This is a genomic window from Streptomyces sp. NBC_00859 (genome assembly GCF_045161865.1).
In the GTDB taxonomy this organism is placed as follows: domain Bacteria; phylum Actinomycetota; class Actinomycetes; order Streptomycetales; family Streptomycetaceae; genus Streptomyces.
This window is the reverse complement of the sequence record NZ_CP108826.1, coordinates 5,726,009-5,743,583: the sequence shown is the minus strand read 5'-3', so window position 1 is coordinate 5,743,583 and position 17,575 is coordinate 5,726,009. Positions and strand designations below refer to the sequence as shown.

16 protein-coding genes are annotated in these 17,575 nt (G+C 69.9%); 7 read left to right on the top strand and 9 right to left on the bottom strand.

Features of this window, described 5'->3' with window-relative positions; all coding sequences use genetic code 11:
• The first annotated feature begins 62 nt into the window (after positions 1-62).
• The 5 genes from OG584_RS25155 to OG584_RS25135 all read left to right on the top strand — a co-directional run bounded on the left by OG584_RS25155 (position 63) and on the right by OG584_RS25135 (position 4,038).
• A complete protein-coding gene (locus OG584_RS25155) occupies positions 63-884 on the top strand; it encodes a FadR/GntR family transcriptional regulator (protein ID WP_405781120.1) in 822 nt (273 codons plus the stop codon).
• The gene (dgoD, locus tag OG584_RS25150; protein WP_405781119.1) at positions 881-2,026 is read left to right on the top strand and encodes a galactonate dehydratase; all 1,146 of its coding nucleotides are present in this window, start codon (positions 881-883) and stop codon (positions 2,024-2,026) included. Before OG584_RS25155 ends, dgoD begins: the two co-directional genes overlap by 4 nt.
• Before the next feature lie 95 nt (positions 2,027-2,121).
• A complete protein-coding gene (locus OG584_RS25145; RefSeq protein WP_405781118.1) occupies positions 2,122-2,784 on the top strand; it encodes a bifunctional 4-hydroxy-2-oxoglutarate aldolase/2-dehydro-3-deoxy-phosphogluconate aldolase in 663 nt (220 codons plus the stop codon).
• Positions 2,781-3,779 carry a sugar kinase gene (locus OG584_RS25140; RefSeq protein WP_405781116.1) on the top strand — a complete coding sequence of 333 codons (999 nt, stop codon included), beginning with the start codon at positions 2,781-2,783 and terminating at the stop codon, positions 3,777-3,779. The genes OG584_RS25145 and OG584_RS25140 overlap by 4 nt, the downstream gene beginning before the upstream one ends.
• A 40-nt stretch (positions 3,780-3,819) precedes the next feature.
• Positions 3,820-4,038: a zinc ribbon domain-containing protein gene (locus tag OG584_RS25135; protein WP_405781114.1), complete on the top strand. Its 219-nt coding sequence runs from the start codon at positions 3,820-3,822 to the stop codon at positions 4,036-4,038.
• Between the two features lie 21 nt (positions 4,039-4,059).
• Here OG584_RS25135 and OG584_RS25130 read toward each other — a convergent pair whose 3' ends face one another.
• The 3 genes from OG584_RS25130 to OG584_RS25120 are packed head-to-tail and all read right to left on the bottom strand — an operon-like array spanning position 4,060 to position 8,662.
• The gene (locus OG584_RS25130) at positions 4,060-4,887 is read right to left on the bottom strand and encodes an HAD family hydrolase (RefSeq protein ID WP_405781113.1); all 828 of its coding nucleotides are present in this window, start codon (positions 4,885-4,887) and stop codon (positions 4,060-4,062) included.
• Entirely contained in the window at positions 4,884-7,430 is a 2,547-nt protein-coding gene (locus OG584_RS25125) for a phosphoribosyltransferase (RefSeq protein ID WP_405781112.1), read from the bottom strand. Before OG584_RS25125 ends, OG584_RS25130 begins: the two co-directional genes overlap by 4 nt.
• Positions 7,431-7,477: 47 nt before the next feature.
• Complete coding sequence (locus tag OG584_RS25120; RefSeq protein ID WP_405781111.1) at positions 7,478-8,662, bottom strand: HpcH/HpaI aldolase/citrate lyase family protein; 1,185 nt, start codon at positions 8,660-8,662, stop codon at positions 7,478-7,480.
• 201 nt (positions 8,663-8,863) lie between these two features.
• Here OG584_RS25120 and OG584_RS25115 point away from each other — a divergent pair, with 201 nt between their 5' ends.
• Positions 8,864-9,664 carry a TerD family protein gene (locus OG584_RS25115; RefSeq protein WP_405781109.1) on the top strand — a complete coding sequence of 267 codons (801 nt, stop codon included), beginning with the start codon at positions 8,864-8,866 and terminating at the stop codon, positions 9,662-9,664.
• Positions 9,665-9,694: 30 nt separating this feature from the next.
• Here the strand turns inward: OG584_RS25115 and OG584_RS25110 are convergent, their stop codons facing one another.
• From OG584_RS25110 to OG584_RS25085, 6 genes are all read right to left on the bottom strand, one after another.
• Entirely contained in the window at positions 9,695-10,429 is a 735-nt protein-coding gene (locus OG584_RS25110; RefSeq protein ID WP_405781108.1) for a Tellurium resistance, read from the bottom strand.
• Positions 10,430-10,565: 136 nt separating this feature from the next.
• The gene (locus OG584_RS25105) at positions 10,566-11,708 is read right to left on the bottom strand and encodes a DUF475 domain-containing protein (protein WP_405781107.1); all 1,143 of its coding nucleotides are present in this window, start codon (positions 11,706-11,708) and stop codon (positions 10,566-10,568) included.
• Positions 11,709-11,847: 139 nt separating this feature from the next.
• The gene (locus OG584_RS25100) at positions 11,848-12,423 is read right to left on the bottom strand and encodes a TerD family protein (protein WP_405781105.1); all 576 of its coding nucleotides are present in this window, start codon (positions 12,421-12,423) and stop codon (positions 11,848-11,850) included.
• 106 nt (positions 12,424-12,529) lie between these two features.
• Positions 12,530-13,105: a TerD family protein gene (locus tag OG584_RS25095; RefSeq protein ID WP_405781104.1), complete on the bottom strand. Its 576-nt coding sequence runs from the start codon at positions 13,103-13,105 to the stop codon at positions 12,530-12,532.
• Positions 13,106-13,227: 122 nt separating this feature from the next.
• The gene (locus tag OG584_RS25090) at positions 13,228-13,686 is read right to left on the bottom strand and encodes a peroxiredoxin (RefSeq protein WP_405781102.1); all 459 of its coding nucleotides are present in this window, start codon (positions 13,684-13,686) and stop codon (positions 13,228-13,230) included.
• Between the two features lie 204 nt (positions 13,687-13,890).
• Positions 13,891-14,325 (bottom strand): DUF3052 domain-containing protein, encoded by a 435-nt coding sequence (locus OG584_RS25085; RefSeq protein WP_405781101.1) that lies wholly within the window; start codon positions 14,323-14,325, stop codon positions 13,891-13,893.
• 433 nt (positions 14,326-14,758) lie between these two features.
• On the opposite strand from OG584_RS25085, the gene aceE reads away from it, so the two are divergent.
• Complete coding sequence (gene aceE, locus OG584_RS25080) at positions 14,759-17,506, top strand: pyruvate dehydrogenase (acetyl-transferring), homodimeric type (protein WP_405781100.1); 2,748 nt, start codon at positions 14,759-14,761, stop codon at positions 17,504-17,506.
• Positions 17,507-17,575: the final 69 nt, after the last annotated feature.

The window sequence follows — 17,575 nt, the reverse complement described above, 5'->3', positions numbered from 1 at the left end:
TAATTAACCAGCACCCGTGCGAGTCTTGCCCCGGATCACCGGCACGACCGAAAGGGCCCGACATGGCCGCACCGGGCCCCACATCCGCAGCCGCGCCCGACCCGTCGTACATCGGCCGCGGCGTCCACCGGTTCGCCGTGGAAGCCCTGGCGCTGCGGATCTTCGACGGGACCTACGCCGAGGGCGCCACTGTCGATCTGCCGCAGCTGATGGCCGAGCTGGACGTCAGCCAGACCGTGCTGCGTGAGGCGATCAAGGTCCTCACCGTCAAGGGGCTGCTCGACGCCCGGCAACGGCGCGGCACGTTCGTCCGCGCCAGGGAGAACTGGAACCTCCTCGACAGCGACGTACTGCGCTGGCGCGTGGCTTCCGGCGCCCGCGACGAGCGGCTCTTCGACGAGCTCTTCGAGCTGCGCCGCTCCGTCGAACCGGCCGCCGCCGCGCTCGCGGCCCAGCACCGCACCGACGACGATCTCGCCGCTCTCACCACGGCGCTCGGCGCGATGGAGCGGGCCGGCAGCGATCCGGTGGGGCTCGTGCCCGCCGACGCGGCGTTCCACACGGCGTTGCTCGCCGCATCCCACAACCGTTTCTTCGTACAGATGCAGCGCGTGATGATCCCGGCTCTCATCGAACGTGACCGCGTCGTGCACGCGGGCAGTCCCGAACACCCGCTCCCCACCCACGTGGCCGTGGCGGACCGGGTACGCGCCCGGGACCAGGACGGCGCGTCCCTCGCGATGGTCCGGCTGCTCGACGCCGGCAGACACGACCACCACACCACTGCGGCAGGGGAACCCGCCGCAGCCATGGCAGCCGCCAGGGCAGACACGACAGCGACAGCGGCCACACCGGTGGCACCAGCGGGAGGAAGTACGCCGTGAAGATCAGCCGTATCGAGACGTTCATGGCCCCGCCACGCTGGATGTTCGTCCGGGTGGAGACCGACGAGGGCGTCGTCGGCTGGGGTGAACCTGTCGTCGAGGGGCGGGCCGAGCCGGTGCGCGCGGCCGTCGACGTGCTCGCGGAGTATCTCGTCGGCGAGGATCCGATGCGGACCGAGGACCACTGGCAGGTCATGACCAAGGGCGGCTTCTACCGGGGCGGCCCCGTGCTCTCCAGCGCCGTCGCGGGCCTCGACCAGGCCCTGTGGGACATCAAGGGCAAGGCGTACGGACAGCCCGTGCACCAGTTGCTGGGCGGCCCCGTCCGGGACAGCATCAGGGCGTACGCCTGGGTGGGCGGCGACGAGCCGAGCGCGCTCCGCGAGGCGATAACGGAGCAGGTCGAGGCCGGTTTCACGGCGGTCAAGATGAACGGCAGTGGCCGGATGACCGCCATCGCCACCCGGGGCGAGATCCGGGCCGCCGTACGGCGCGCCGAGACCGCACGGGAAGTACTGGGAGAGGAACGGGACTTCGCCCTCGACTTCCATGGACGGGTCTCCGCCGCCAACGCACGACGGCTGCTGCCGCTGCTCACCGAGGCCGCGCCGCTGTTCGTCGAGGAGCCGGTGCTCTCGGAGCAGCTGCACGCCGTACCCGACCTGGTGAACGCCTCCAACATCCCGGTCGCGCTCGGCGAGCGCCTCTTCGCGCGCCACGAGTTCCTGCGCGCCCTCCAGGCAGGGGTGGCCGTCGTACAGCCCGACATCTCGCACGCGGGCGGCATATCGGAGCTGCGCCGGATCGCCGCGCTCGCCGAGGTGTACGGGGCCCAGATCGCTCCGCACTGCCCGCTGGGCCCGGTCGCTCTGGCCGCGAGCCTCCAAGTCGCCTTCACCACACCCAACTTCCTGATCCAGGAGCAGTCGATCGGCATCCACTACAACCGGGGCGCCGAACTGCTGGACTATGTCGCCGACCCCGAACCCTTCCGCTTCCGCGAGGGTTCGCTGGTGCGGACGGAGCGCCCCGGGCTCGGTGTGGAGATCGACGAGGCGGCGGTACGGGCCGCCGACAGGTCGGGCCATGCGTGGCGCAACCCGGTGTGGCGGCATGCGGACGGGGCGTTCGCGGAATGGTGAGCTCCGGGCCCGTCGTCCCAGGACGGACCCAGGACAGAAGCAGCGCAGTACCAGCACCAGCACCAGCACCAGCACCAGCACAGGAAGAGAACAGCATGGACCGCACGGACTTCACCGCGAGCCTCGGGGACGAGCGGCTGGTCGCCATCGTCCGCGGCTCGGACCCCGAGGCGTCCCTCAGGACGGTCATGACGCTCGTCGAGAGCGGGATACCCCTGGTCGAGGTCTCGCTCAGCGGCGCGGACGCCCCCGGGGTCATCCGCCGGGCGCGGGCCGCCCTCGGGGACGGCGCGTGGCTGGGGGCGGGCACCGTGCTCACCGCCGACGACGCACGGCGGGCGGCGGACGCCGGCGCCGGTTTCATCGTGACACCGGGGCTCGGAGCGGGCGTCGACGAGTCGGTACGGCTGGGGCTCCCGGTGCTGTCCGGAGTAGTCACCCCCACCGAGGTCATCGCCGGTGTCGCGGCGGGCGCCGCCGCGCTGAAGCTCTTCCCGGCCTCGGTCGGCGGCCCCTCCTACCTGAAGGCTCTGCGGGCCCCCTTCCCCGACGTCCCGTTCGTACCGGTGGGCGGGGTGGACGCGGCGGCCGCCGCCGAGTACCTGGCGCTGGGCGCGGTTGCCGTGGGCGTCGGCTCGCCGCTGATCGGTGACGCCGCGGACGGCGGAGACCTGGGCGCGCTGCGGAAGCGGGCTGCGGAGTTCCTGAACGTCGTGGAGACGGCGCGGGCGGCAGTGGGCCGGGCGGTCCGGTCATGAGCGTGTTCACCTTCGGCGAGACGATGGTCTCGCTGCGCGGCGACGGCCAGCTGAAGCTGGGCGGCACGATGGCCGTCTCGGTCGCGGGCGCCGAGTCGAATGTGGCCATCGGCCTGGCCCGGCTGGGGCACCCGGTGTGCTGGGCGGGCGCGGTCGGCGCCGACGAAGCCGGTGAACTCGTGGTGCGGACGCTGCGCGCCGAGGGCGTCGGTGTGGAGGGTGCCACGCGTGACGATGCCGCGCCCACCGGCCTGGTGCTCTTCGAGCCGCGGCTGCCCGGTGTCACCCGGGTCCACTACTACCGTGCGGGATCGGCCGGTTCGAGGGTCGCGGCCGACGACGTCGAACGGGCCTTCACCGCGTTCCTGCGGGCCGGGGCCGGAGAAGGCGCCGGCGGCGATCCGGTGCGCGTGCTGCATCTGACGGGCATCACCGCGGCCCTCTCGTCCGCGGCCCGTTCCGCGGCCGTGCGCGCCATGGAACTGGCCTCCGAGCACGACGTGCTGATCAGCCTCGACGTCAACTATCGCTCCCGGCTGTGGAGTACGGATGAGGCATCGGCGGTCATGCGGGACTGGGCGCCGCGCGCCGACGTACTGATCGCCTCCGACGACGAGCTGCCCCTGTGTCTCCCGGAGGGCTTCGCGGAAGGCGCCGCTGAGGACCCCGCCCTGCGCGCGGAGGCGCTCCTGGAGGCCGGGGCGGGTGAGGTCGTGGTCAAGCTCGGTGCGGCGGGTGCCACGGCGTACACCCTGCAGGGCGAGCTGCATGTGCCCGCCCGCACAGTGCCGGCCGTGGACCCGGTCGGTGCGGGCGACGCGTTCGTCGCCGGGTATCTCTCCGCGCTGCTCGACGGATCGGACACGGCGGCACGGCTCGACCGTGCGGTGACCACCGGGGCGTTCGCGGTGGCCGCCTCCGGCGACTGGGAGGGCGCGCCGACGCGGGCCGAGCTGGGGCTGCTTGCGGCGGAGCCGGGCACCGTGGTGCGCTGAGGTGATGCGCCGCGGGGCCAGGCCCCTCTAATCTGGCCCCATGCCCCGTTACGAGTTCCGCTGCCGCTCCTGCGGCGACACATTCGAAGTCAGCCGTCCGATGGCCGAGTCCTCGGCACCCGCCACCTGCCCCGACGGCCACCAGGACACGGTCAAACTGCTGTCCGCGGTAGCCGTCGGAGGGACCTCGGCGGGCGCCCCGTCCGGCGGCGGTGGTGGGGGCGGAGGCGGTTGCTGCGGCGGGGGCTGCTGCGGGTGACCGCGGCCGCGCCGCCCCCGGTCAGCGCCCGTGACCGTGTGCGGCGCGGGTGAACTCCCGCAGGATCTCCTCGCCGGCCGCGACCCCGCGCGCGGCCGTCACCGCGACGTGCGGCGCGTTCCAGCCCGCGTCGGCGAGCTCACCGTGGGCGGGGCGCCAGCCCCGGTCGGCGGCCAGCAGGAGATCCGCGTCGAGGAGTGAATCGCCTGCCGCCAGGGCGAGTCCGGCACCTGTGCGGCGGACCACCTCCCGCATCGCCGCACTCTTGGTGAGCGGCTTCGGCACCGCGTAGAGCTTGCGGCCCTGGAGCGAGACCGTCCAGCCGCGCGCACCGGCCCAGGCGGACAGTTCCTTCACCCAGCCGTCGGGCAGCAGGGCCCGGTCGACGACCAGATACGCGAAGAGGTCCTCGGCCACCCGTTCCTTGAGCAGCCAGTCGGGGCTCGCGGCGGCCACCAGGTGGGCGCGCACCTCGGCCAGCGGCGCGCACTCCGCGGCCAGCCGCCGGGCCACGGCGCACTGCCAGTCCGGGTCGGAGACGCCGTCCACCAGCAGATGGCCGCCGTTGGCACAGATCGCGAACCGCGGCGGCGGGCAGGGAAGCCGGATGCGGTGGTACTGCTCTCGCGTCCGTGTGGTCGTCGGCACGAGGACGGTCCCGGCCGCGAGTTCCGCGAGCAGCCCGGCCGCTGTCTCCGTGAGGTACGAGAGCGGCCTGCTCTCGTACACCTCGACACACAGCAGCCTCGGAGCTTCGGCGTCCGGCATACCCAGATCCAGCGCGGGCGCCGAGTAGATGAGGGTGCGGTCGAGGTCGCTGGCGACGACTACGGGCGCTGTCCGGCTCATCCGGTCACCGCCGCTGTACCGTCGGCGCCGGTCGCGCCGCGTGTGAAGCGCGGGTGGATCAGGCCGACACAGGTGTAGGGCAGGCCTTCGACCTCCTCGACCGGGACGCCGCGCTGCTCCGCGAGGAGCCGTACGTGGTCCAGATCGGCGCCCGCCCCGCTCCTGGCCAGGATCTTCCACGGGACGCGGCGGAGCAGGACGCGGGTGGTCTCGCCGACGCCCGGCTTGACGAGGTTGACGTCGTGGATGCCGTACTCCTCGCTGATCCGCTCGACGGCCGCCCACCCCTCCCAGGTCGGCCGGCGGTCCGCGGCCAGTTGCTCCTTCGTCTCCCTGTCCACCGCGCCGGACACCTCGTCGAAGCGGGCGGCGACGGCGTCGGTGAAGTCGGCCGAGACGTCGGAGGCCGCCAGTTCCCGGTAGAACTTCGCGCCGTGGAAGTCGTCGGGACCGACCAGATCGGCGCGCAGGACGGTGCGCGAGATCAGTCCGGAAACCGTGGAGTTGAGGCAGGCGGACGGGATGAGGAAGTCCTCCCTGGTGCCGTATGTGCGGACGCAGCCGCCCGGGTCGGCGAGGACGGCGATCTCCGGGTCGAAGCCGGGGAACTCCGCCAGCGCTTCGGCCAGTTCACGGGTGATGGCGCCCTTGCCGGTCCAGCCGTCGACGAAGACGATGTCGGCAGGGTCGTGGTGCGCGGCCAGCCAGCGCAGCGCGTTGGCGTCGATGCCCCGGCCGCGCACGATGGACACCGCGTAGTGCGGCAGGTCCAGGCCGTGGCGGTGCTGCGCCCAGCGGCGCATCAGCACACCGACGGGCGTCCCGGCGCGAGCGAGGGAGACCAGGACCGGCCGTGCGGAACGCTCGGCGAGCACGGTCTCGGTCACGGTGCCCACGGCCTGTGCGATGCGGGGCGCCGAGGTTTCGAGCGCCGCCCTGAACAGTTCCTGGTACTGCTCGCTCGGCTGGTACTCGACGGGCAGCGACTCGGCGTAGTGCGCGCCGCCCGTCTGTATCGCCTCCTCCCGCTCCTCGGTGGGCGCCTCGAGCTCGACGTCGGAGAGGTCCTGGAGCAGCCAGCCGACGTCCTGGGCGGCGTAGGAGGAGAAGGCGGGGCCGCGCAACGGCTCGGGCATGGGGGCTGCTTCCTGCTGTTCGGGGACGTACGACGGGACGACCGCGAGCAGCACTCGCGGGACGTGGGCGGCGAGTTGTGCCAGGAGACCGTCCGGTGCGTGCAGTCCGGGGGTGTCCCCGGCGGAGTCGACGACCAGGACCACGGCGTCGAAACCACCGCCCGCCACGTTGTACGCGTAGCGCTCGCCCGGCCCGTCGCCCGGGTCGTCGTGTGCGGGGAAGGCCAGTCCGGTCCGGATCGCGTAGCCGGGGTCGTCCACGGCGAGTACGGGTGAGCGGGTGGTGGTCGATGAGCGCACGTCGTACCCGGCCTGCTCCAGCTCCAGCGCGAGCCGGAGCGGCGCGTACATCAGCTCCTCGAAGCCGAGGACGAGAACGCGCGCGGTGCCGGCGGCCGGCAGGCCGGGACCGGGTACACCGGCGCCGCGCGCCAGTGCGTCCGCGAGCCGCGCCGCCATGTCCGGCAGGGCGGCCTCCAGCGCGGTGCGGTGGCGGGGAGTGAAGCCGTGCCGGCCGCCGTCCGGCAGCCCGAGGGGCCAGCCGAGCTCCACCCGGACCGGACCGGCGCCTCCGGGCCCTTCCGGGTGCGGCTGGTCGTCGTGCACGGCGGGAGCGGCGGGCCCGCCCTTCCCGTGCGCCTGGTGCTTGCCGTGTTCCGCGTGCTTCCGCTGTGCCTCGTGCCCCTCGTGCTCCTCGACGAGGCGGCGGCCCTTCTCCAGTACGCCGTCGGGCAGTTCCACCACTCCGCGCACCGAGGTCAGGAGGTCGACCCGGGCGTCAATCTCCCGGGCGAATTCCGCCAGCCGCTCCCGGTCGGCGGCCGAGCGCATGTCCACCAGCGCGACGACCACGTACCACTGACGCGGATACCGTTCGTGCAGGTCACGAATGGTGTTGAGCACGGTGTTGCCGGTGGAGAACTCGTCGTCGACGAGGACGAGGGGGCCGTTGCCCGCCAGCAGGGCCGGGTCCTCCGGCAGCAGCAGATGCGAGGTGGCGTGCGAGTGCGACTCCTCGAAGCCGCCCGCCCGCGCCACTCCTGCGACCTCGCGGCGGGTGGAGTGGAGATACGGGGCGAGTACCACCCCGTCGGCGACCGAGTGACCGAGCCCGGTCGCGGTCTCCGCGTAGCCGAGGACGACGGCCCGGCTCGCTGCCTCGTCGCCCAGCAGCCGCCGTACCTCGACACCGAGCCGGTGGCCGTGGCCGTACACCGTCGACGGGCGCTGCGGCACATGCTTGCCCAGTACGTTCGACACCAGCAGATGGGCACGTTTCGGATTGCGCCGCAAAGCGAGGCCCAGCAGTTCCCGGAGGCCGTCGTCCCCGGCGAGCCGCACACCGAGCCGGTCCGCGACCCATGTTCCCGACCAGACCACTTCGTCCGTCTCTCCTCCGGTTGGCACCGGCGCGGGCTTCGCCGCCGGCGCCGGTGTCCGCGTCCGTGTTCCCATCAGCCGGAGAGTCCGGCCGTGAGCAGCTCGACAAAGCCGATGTCTTCCCTGGCCACGCCGAAGACCTCGGCGCGCAGCAGGGTCCGCTCGGCCCAGGCCCGGTGCGGTTTCACCTCGTTCATCTTGTTCGTATAGGCGGAACGCAGCACTCCGCCGCCGTCCCGGTCCGTCCTGAGGATGTCGCGGGCGTCGCTGAACTCCTCATGGCTGACGACCGAGAGCGCGTGCACCGGCATCACGTGCGAGGGGTGGATGCAGGTCTTTCCGAGCAGGCCGTTGGCACGGTCGAGTCCGATCTCGCGCAGCAGGCCGTCCAGGTCGTGCTCGATCAGAGCCGTGCGGAGCTGGTCGGCGCTGCCCTCCATGAAGGGGCTGCGGCGCAGCTGCGGCTTGAACATGCGTTCCTGGACACGGAAGTACTCCCAGACCGGGCCGGTGATCGTGAAGCCGGTACCGTCCGAGCGGCCCAGGACGTTCACCACGTCAGCGATGACTGCGGCGACGATCTGGACGTCGTACGCGGTCATGTCCGGTGCCCTGCGCAGCCCGTAGGCGGAGCAGAAGTCGGTGACGCCCAGCCGGAGTGCGAGGATGCGCTCCCGGTACTTGTCGACCGTACGGGCCACCCCGGCAAGGCTCTCCGCCCGCGTCTCCAGGTGCAGCAGCTCGGGCGATTCGAGGACCGGCATGGCGAACAGCCTCCGGCCGGCTGCGGCCTCCGCCTCGGCGAGGGCCTCCAGGAAGGCCGTGCCGCGTTCCTCGGTGAATTTCGGCAGTACGAATCCGGACAGCAGCCGCGATGTGGCGCCCAGCCTGTGGACCAGGTCGGGTATCTGATGCGGCCGGCGGACCCGGATGAAGAGCAGCGGCACGTCGTCCGGCTCTCCGGAGCGCCCGGAGTATCCGGCGTCCAGCGCGGCGAACTGACGCACCAGATTGGCCTCGCCCGCCGTCACGTCGGCGTCGTCGATGGAGTCCTCCAGGCACAGCACCATGGAGACCACCCCGCGCGCCGCCTGTTTCCGCACGTCGTCGGCGAGCTGCGGGCGCGTCGCCGGGCTGTAGAGCGTGGCTCCGAGGGCGGCGGAGAGGACGGGTGCCGGGGAATCCGATGTGAAGTCGGCGGGCTCCTGGTGGAAGAGCTCCGCCCGGACCTGGGGCGATATATGCCCGAAATGATGCATAAAGTTCCCCCCATAGTGCCAGACCGTCCTGATGACGCGTGGCCGGTAATAGTACGTAGGGACGTATGCCGCTAGTTCCCACGGGGAGGAAATTCAGACCCTGGACAACAGCCGGCCACCCGTTCCGCTGGGATGTACCGAACTCGCCGCAAAGCGCCCCCACGTTGTCCGCGGCCGCGCGGGGAAGGCAGGATGACCGGCATGACGCACGCGATGATGAAGGGTTCGAACGTCCCGCTGGACGCCTTGGCGGTACGGGCCGTCCTGCGCTGGACCCCGGGCCCCGACGTCCCCGACATCGACGCTTCGGCCCTGCTCCTCGGGCCCGGCGGCCGTGTGCGCTCCGACGAGGACTTCGTCTTCTACAACCAGCCGCGCCATCCGTCGGGCCTGGTGCGGCGGCTGCCGAAGAAGCGGGTGGCCGAGGGGCTCACCGACACCGTCGAGGCCGATCTCGCCGCCCTGGACCCCTCGGTCGAGCAGGTGGTGCTGGCGGCGTCCTCCGACGACGCGTCCTTCCGGTCCGTGCGTGATCTGCGCATCCTGCTGTACGACGCGGCGGCCGGGGACGGGGCACCGGCCCTGGCCGTGTTCGACGTACAGCCGGAGACCGGCGAGGAGACGGCGATGATCTGCGGCGAGCTGTACCGCCGCGGGGACGGCTGGAAGTTCCGGGCGGTGGGGCAGGGGTACCCGACCGGTCTGGTCGGGCTGGCCACGGCGTACGGCATCTCGGTGGACGAGAACGCCGAAGCAGCCGGGGCCGCGGAAGCCGAGGGCACCGGGCCCGAACCTCCCACGCAGCCCGTTCCGGCAACCGGTGCGGCTCCCCCGGCTCCGGCCGCCTTCCCGCCGCCTCCGCAGTCACCGCCGCCCGGCTACGGCTACCCGCAGGCCGTCCCCGCACATCCCGCGGCCCAGCCGGCTGCCGCCGCGGCGGCCCCTGCCCCCGACCCGTACTTCAGGATGCCGCCCATGGGGCCGCAGTTCCTGCCCGGGTGACCGGAGCGGGAGACGCCGGGCAGGCCGGTCTCAGATCTTGCTCTTGTAGCCGCGGCCCCACTGGAGCCCCCAGCCGTACAGCCGGTCCAGCTCCGCCTGGAAGCCGTAGACGAACTTGACTTCGCGGCGCACCACCATGTCGCCCTTGACCTTCTCGATGGAGAAGACCGCGCACGAGCGGGCCTGCGGATGGCGCTCGTCCAGCTGGATCTCGATGCGCGGGCCGTTGCTGGGGTACAGCGTCACCACGGCGTGCGTACGGTCGAACGCGGGTGTCTGGTCGTAGATGTAGACGAAGACCAGCAGCCGCTTGATCTCGTCGCGGTGGTCGAGGTTGACGAAGAGGGTCTCGCCTGACGGTGACCCGAACCGGTCGTCGCCGCTGAGCTGTACGTATGGCGCTTCGTTGAGCCCGCCGAGGAAATGGCCGAGTGGCTGCACCACCCCTTTGGTGCCGTCCTCCAGCTCGTAGAGGCACCCGAGGTCGAGGTCGACGTTGACGACGCCCTGGGTGTGCGCCTGGACGACGTCCGGCTGGAACATCTTGGACGGATGGCGCAGCAGGCTGCCGCGCTGTGATCTGCCCCCGAAGTCCGAGGAGCGCATCCGCCAGGACAGGTTGACGCGCAGATTTCCGGTGGTGGCGCCCTGTTTGGTCAGTGAGACGACCGGGTGCCGTTTGGTCAGCTCGATCGAGTTGGACGCCGCGCTCCCGGAATCGAAGTGCGGCGACTTGTTCTGTCGGAGACTGTCCCAGAAGGCCATGTCCCACCCCCAGCTCGCTCGGTGACTCTTCCCCGGTTTTCCTGCCGGGCTTCTTCTTCCCCCACGCGCACGGGGCGGTCAGGAGGCTTTCGCATCCTGACCGCCCCGTTCAGAGCGTTCCGCAATCCGGTACGGGTCACACCCCGGACGGGACTTCTCTCTGGCCGTCGGCGCTGTCCCCGCCCTCCGCCGCGATCCGCTTGTTCCTGCGGACCGACGACCAGAAGGACCAGGCGATCAGCACGACTCCGACGAGGCCGGTGACGACCTCGTTGATCTCGTACTGGATGGTGACGAGGAGGATCACCGAGAGCGCGCCGATCGCGTAGTGCGCGCCGTGCTCCAGGTAGACGTAGTCGTCCAGCGTGCCCTGGCGGACCAGGTAGACGGTGAGTGACCTGACGTACATGGCGCCGATACCGAGGCCGAGCGCCATCAGCACGATGTCGTTCGTGATGGCGAAGGCGCCGATGACCCCGTCGAAGGAGAAGGAGGCGTCGAGGACTTCCAGGTAGAGGAACATGAAGAACGCGGCCTTGCCGGCCATCATGACCGCCGGGACGTTCGAGCCGGACTTCCTGGCCTCTTCCTCGGCCTCCTGCTCGCGCTCCTCGTCCTCCTCCAGCCGGTTCTCGAAGTAACCGGAGAGCCCGCCCACCACGAGGTAGGTGATGAGCCCGGCGATACCGGAGATGAGGACCGTCTGCGCCTTGTCGGCGTGCGCGCCACCGTGCTGGTGGGCGTGGGTGGCGAAGGTGAAGGAGGAGATCAGCAGCACGGCGAGCGCGATGCAGACCGACAGCATGTCGACCTTGCCGAGCTTGGCGAGCGGGCGCTCGATCCAGCGCAGCCACTGGATGTCGCGGTCCTCGAAGATGAAGTCCAGGAAGATCATCATCAGGAACATGCCACCGAAGGCGGCGATCGACGGGTGGGCGTCGGTGACCAGCTGCTGATAGTGGTCCTTCTCGTTGAAGGCCAGCTTCACCGCCTCGACCGGGTTGATCTTGGCGCTGATGGCGACGATCACGACGGGGAAGATCAGCCGCATGCCGAAGACGGCGATGAGCACGCCGACCGTGAGGAAGATCTTCTGCCAGAAGGCGCTCATCTTCTTCAGGATGCCGGCGTTGATCACCGCGTTGTCGAAGGACAGCGAGATCTCCAGGACGCCCAGGATCGCCACAATGCCGAGGGCGGTCCATCCGTCGTAGATCACCGCCACGGCAAGACCGATCACGGTGATCACGAATGACCACCCGAAGGTTTTCAGAAGCACTGGCTACCCCATCGTGTGTGTAACGGGTTCCCCCGCGCCGGGCGCGGTCTGGCACTGCATTCCCCGGGGGTGCGAACCCTGGACTCCCCACACGAAACCCGGGAGGCGTCCCGGACTTGAACCATGCCGGAGAAATGCTTTAGGAAACATTGACCCCGAAGTCTAGAGCGATGCCCCGCAGCCCCGACGCGTACCCCTGGCCCACGGCCCGGAACTTCCATTCGCCGCCGTACCGGTAGAGCTCGCCGAAGATCATCGCGGTCTCCGTCGACGCGTCCTCGCTGAGGTCGTACCGCGCAAGCTCCTGCCCGTCCGCCTGGTTCACCACACGGATGAAAGCGTTGGCGACCTGCCCGAACGTCTGTCCACGGCTGTCCGCGTCGTGGATCGAGACCGGGAACACGATCTTGTCGCAGTGGGCGGGCACCTTGGAGAGGTCGACGATGATCGACTCGTCGTCGCCCTCGCCCTCACCCGTGAGGTTGTCCCCGGTGTGCTCCACGGAGCCGTCCGGACTGGTCAGCTGGTTGTAAAAGATGAACCACTCGTCGCCGAGAACCCGGCCCGACTGGCACAGCAGCGCGCTGGCGTCGAGGTCGAAGTCCGCTCCGGTGGTGGAGCGTGCGTCCCAGCCGAGCCCGACCAGTACTTGCGTGAGGTTGGGTGCGGCCTTCGAGAGGGAGACATTGCCTCCCTTGGCGAGCGTGACGCCCATGATCGCTGGTCCTCCCCGAGGTGTGAACGTTGACTAGCGCGTCCGGCGCCGCACACAGGTGCGGCGCCGGACGGAGTACTCCTGCTCGATCGCTGACGCCGAAGCCTCAGACGTTGACGCCGAAGTCCTGCGCGATGCCGCGCAGCCCGGAGGCGTACCCCTGGCCGATGGCGCGGAACTTCCACTCCGTGCCGTTGCGGTAGAGCTCGCCGAAGACCATGGCGGTCTCCGTCGACGCGTCCTCGCTGAGGTCGTAGCGCGCCAGCTCGGAGTTGTCGGCCTCGTTCACCACGCGGATGTACGCGTTGCGGACCTGGCCGAAGCTCTGCTGGCGGCTCTCGGCCTCGTAGATCGAGACCGGGAAGACGATCTTCGCGACATCGGCGGGAACGCCGGCGAGGTTCACCTTGATGACCTCGTCGTCGCCCTCACCCTCACCGGTGAGGTTGTCCCCGGTGTGCTCGACCGAACCGTCGGGGCTCTTGAGATTGTTGAAAAAGACGAAGTTCGAGTCGTTGGCGACCTTGCCCTCTTCGTTCGTCAGCAGCGCGCTGGCGTCGAGGTCGAAGTCACCACCTGTGGTGGTGCGTGCATCCCATCCGAGACCGACGATTACCGCGGTCAGATTGGGTGCGGCCTTGGTCAGCGAGACGTTGCCGCCCTTGCTGAGGCTGACTCCCACGAGTCCTCCCAATTGGTTTCGAGGGGCCGAGGAGGGCCCTGCCCCCGTTTTACGTGGCATCGGATCAACGAATCGATCCTAGTGACCGGTTCCCGGACACGGCAGGCTCTTGGCCGACCGGGTCAGAGGGTGTCGAGCGCCTTGACGTACTCGTTCAGGTCACGAGCGTCGGGCAGGCCGTTGACGACCGTCCAGCGGACGACGCCCTCCTTGTCGATGATGAAGGTCCCGCGCACCGCGCACCCCTTGTCCTCGTCGAAGACGCCGTAGGCCCGCGAGGCCTCGCCGTGCGGCCAGAAGTCCGAGAGCAGCGGGTATTCGAGGCCCTCCTGCTCGGCGAAGACGCGCAGCGTGTGGATGGAGTCGTTGGAGACGGCGAGCAGCTGCACATCGTCGTTGACGAACTTCGGCAGCTCGTCACGGAGGGCGCAGAGCTCACCGGTGCACACGCCGGTGAAAGCGAAGGGGTAGAAGAGCAGCACCACGTTCTTCTCGCCGCGGAGGTCCGAGAGGCGGACGGTCCGGCCGTGGTTGTCCTTCAGCTCGAAATCCGGGGCCTCGGTGCCGACCTCGATCGCCATGAAAACGCTTCCCTTCGGTGGGGCCATTCGAATGATGCCCACCCTATGGCCTCGCTGTCCGGCCCACCGGGCGCGGGCCGGACGCGGAGCGGGGCAGATTCCCGGCGGCCTGAGCGGGATCCCGCCGGGCCGGCGCGGGGCGGGACAGGGAGAAGCCCCCGCCGGCAGGACTGCCGACGGGGGCTTCTCGGGGCTTGTGGCGACTCAGCGCTTGCCGGACCTCGCCGGTGTGACCAGACGGCTCCCCGTCCAGTCCTTGCCGGCATTGATGCTCTTGGTCTGTGCCAGACCGGCTGTCTGAGATGCCTCGTTGATGTCGCTCGGCTCGACGTAACCGTCACGGCCGGTCTTGGGGGTCAGCAGCCAGACCGCGCCGCCGTCGTCGACCAGACCGATCGCGTCCACCAGCGCGTCCGTAAGGTCGCCGTCCTCGTCGCGGAACCACAACACGACAGCGTCAGCCACGTCGTCGTAGTCCTCGTCGACGAGTTCCTGGCCGATGACGCTCTCAATACCCTCACGGAGTTCCTGCTCGACGTCGTCGTCGTAGCCGATCTCCTGGACCACTTGTCCGGGCTCGAACCCCAGGCGTGCTGCCTGATTGGTCCGCTCCTCCGCGTGGTCCGCGGTCGCGCTCACGGTTTGCCTCCTGATCGTTTTTGGAAATGCACCAGCCACGCGCGTGCGCGGGGCGTTGGCCGTAGTCCACACGGGCGGGACCGATCGCGCAAGTACCCAGCGGTCGAGACAGCCGAAACGGTGACGTTTCCTGGCACCTCATCCCAACCTCAGGCAGGTTCTGGCGGCATCCGGTGATTCATCCCACACCGTTCATCCGTATTTGCGGGGTTCCGCACTCCGGATACGTCAATTGTGCCCCGTCTCGCTTCGGGAATGCCTGAGCGGGCCGGGCGTAAGGTTGCGATTTCGCCGGACCCAGCCGCGGCCCGCGCAGGGGACGTCTCGCCGAGTGGCGGTTACCCCTGGGTAGAGATGACGTTTGTGGCTTCGCGGTACACGATGGTGGCGGCGTACGTCCCGATACCGCATGACCGAACAGCGAAGGAACAGCGTGGTTTCCGGATCCGATCGCAACCCGATCATCATTGGCGGCCTTCCGAGCCAGGTCCCGGACTTCGATCCAGAAGAGACCCAGGAATGGCTCGACTCCCTCGACGCCGCCGTCGACGAGCGTGGCCGTGAGCGTGCCCGTTATCTGATGCTCCGCCTGATCGAGCGCGCGCGCGAGAAGCGTGTGGCCGTGCCCGAGATGCGCAGCACCGACTACGTCAACACGATCGCCACCCGGGACGAGCCGTTCTTCCCGGGCAACGAGGAGATCGAGCGCAAGGTCCTGAACGCCACCCGCTGGAACGCGGCCGTGATGGTCTCGCGCGCCCAGCGCCCCGGTATCGGGGTCGGCGGCCACATCGCCACCTTCGCCTCGTCCGCCTCGCTCTACGACGTGGGCTTCAACCACTTCTTCCGCGGCAAGGACGACGGTCTCGGCGGGGACCAGGTCTTCTTCCAGGGGCACGCGTCCCCCGGTATCTACGCCCGCGCCTTCCTGCTCGACAGGCTCACCGAGCAGCAGCTCGACGGGTTCCGCCAGGAGAAGTCGAAGGCTCCGCACGGTCTGTCCAGCTACCCGCACCCGCGGCTGATGCCGGACTTCTGGGAGTTCCCGACCGTCTCGATGGGTCTCGGCCCGCTCGGCGCGATCTACCAGGCACGGATGAACCGCTACATGGAGGCGCGCGGGATCGCGGACACCTCCAAGTCCCATGTGTGGGCCTACCTCGGCGACGGCGAGATGGACGAGCCCGAGTCGCTCGGCCAGCTCTCCATCGCCGCCCGCGAGGGCCTGGACAACCTGACCTTCGTCGTCAACTGCAACCTCCAGCGCCTCGACGGCCCGGTGCGCGGCAACGGCAAGATCATCCAGGAGCTGGAGTCGCAGTTCCGCGGCGCCGGCTGGAACGTCATCAAACTGGTCTGGGACCGGAGCTGGGACCCGCTGCTGGCCCAGGACCGGGACGGCACCCTGGTCAACAAGATGAACACCACGCCGGACGGCCAGTTCCAGACGTACGCGACCGAGAGCGGCGCGTACATCCGTGAGCACTTCTTCGGCACCGACCAGCGGCTGCGCAAGATGGTCGAGAACATGTCCGACGAGCAGGTCCTGCACCTCGGACGCGGCGGGCACGACCACCGGAAGGTCTTCGCGGCTTACACGGCGGCCAAGGCGCACAAGGGCCAGCCGACGGTGATCCTCGCCCAGACCATCAAGGGCTGGACCCTGGGGCCGAACTTCGAGGGCCGCAACGCGACCCACCAGATGAAGAAGCTGACGGCCGACGACCTCAAGCGCTTCCGGGACCGGCTGCACCTGCCGATCGCGGACAAGGAGCTGGAGGACGGCAACCCGCCGTACTACCACCCGGGCCGGGACTCCGAAGAGATCCAGTACATGCATGACCACCGCAAGTCCTGCGGCGGTTACGTACCGACCAGGGTGGTGCGGGCCAAGCCACTGCCGCTGCCCGCCGACAAGACGTACGCCATCGCGAAGAAGGGTTCGGGGCACCAGTCGATCGCCACCACCATGGCCTTCGTCCGTGTCCTGAAGGACCTCATGCGGGACAAGGAGATCGGCAAGCGTTTCGTGCTGATCGCCCCCGACGAGTACCGCACCTTCGGTATGGACGCGTTCTTCCCGAGTGCGAAGATCTACAACCCGCTCGGCCAGCAGTACGAGTCGGTGGACCGCGAGCTGCTGCTCGCGTACAAGGAGTCGCCGACCGGCCAGATGCTGCACGACGGCATCTCCGAGGCCGGCTGCACGGCGTCGCTGATCGCGGCCGGTTCCGCGTACGCCACGCACGGCGAGCCGCTGATCCCGGTCTACGTCTTCTACTCGATGTTCGGGTTCCAGCGCACCGGCGACCAGTTCTGGCAGATGGCCGACCAGCTGGCGCGCGGGTTCGTGCTCGGCGCGACCGCCGGGCGCACGACACTGACGGGTGAGGGCCTCCAGCACGCGGACGGCCATTCGCAGCTGCTCGCCTCGACCAACCCGGCCTGTGTCGCCTACGACCCGGCGTTCGGTTTTGAGATCGCGTACATCGTCCAGGACGGTATGCGCAGGATGTACGGCGAGACGGCGGACGGCAGGGCGGGCGAGGACGTCTTCTACTACCTCACCGTTTACAACGAGCCCATCCAGCACCCGGCGGAACCCGCCGATGTCGACGTCGAGGGCATCCTCCAGGGCATCCACCGCTTCAAGCCGGGCGAGCAGGGGCAGATCCCGGCACAGATCATGGCGTCGGGCGTCGCGGTTCCATGGGCGGTGGAGGCCCAGCGCATCCTCGCCGAGGAGTGGAACGTGAAGGCCGATGTCTGGTCGGCGACCTCCTGGAACGAGCTGCGCCGTGAGGCCGTGGAGGTGGAGCGGCACAACCTGCTCCACCCCGAGGAGGAGCAGCGCGTCCCGTACGTCACACGCAAGCTCTCCGGGTCCGAGGGCCCGTTCGTGGCCGTGTCGGACTGGATGCGCTCGGTGCCGGACCAGATCTCGCGCTGGGTCCCGGGCCCGTACCAGTCGCTGGGCGCCGACGGCTTCGGCTTCGCGGACACCCGCGGCGCGGCGCGCCGCTTCTTCCACATCGACGCGCAGTCGATCGTGGTCACGGTCCTGACCGAGCTGGCCAAGCAGGGCAAGGTGGACCGCTCGGCGCTCAAGCAGGCCATCGACCGCTACCAGCTCCTGGACGTGGCCTCGGCCGACCCGGGCGCGGCGGGCGGCGACGCGTAGCAGCGCGGCCGGTAACGGCGGAAGCGGGAGGGCGGCGGGACCACTGTGGTCCCGCCGCCCTCCCGCGTA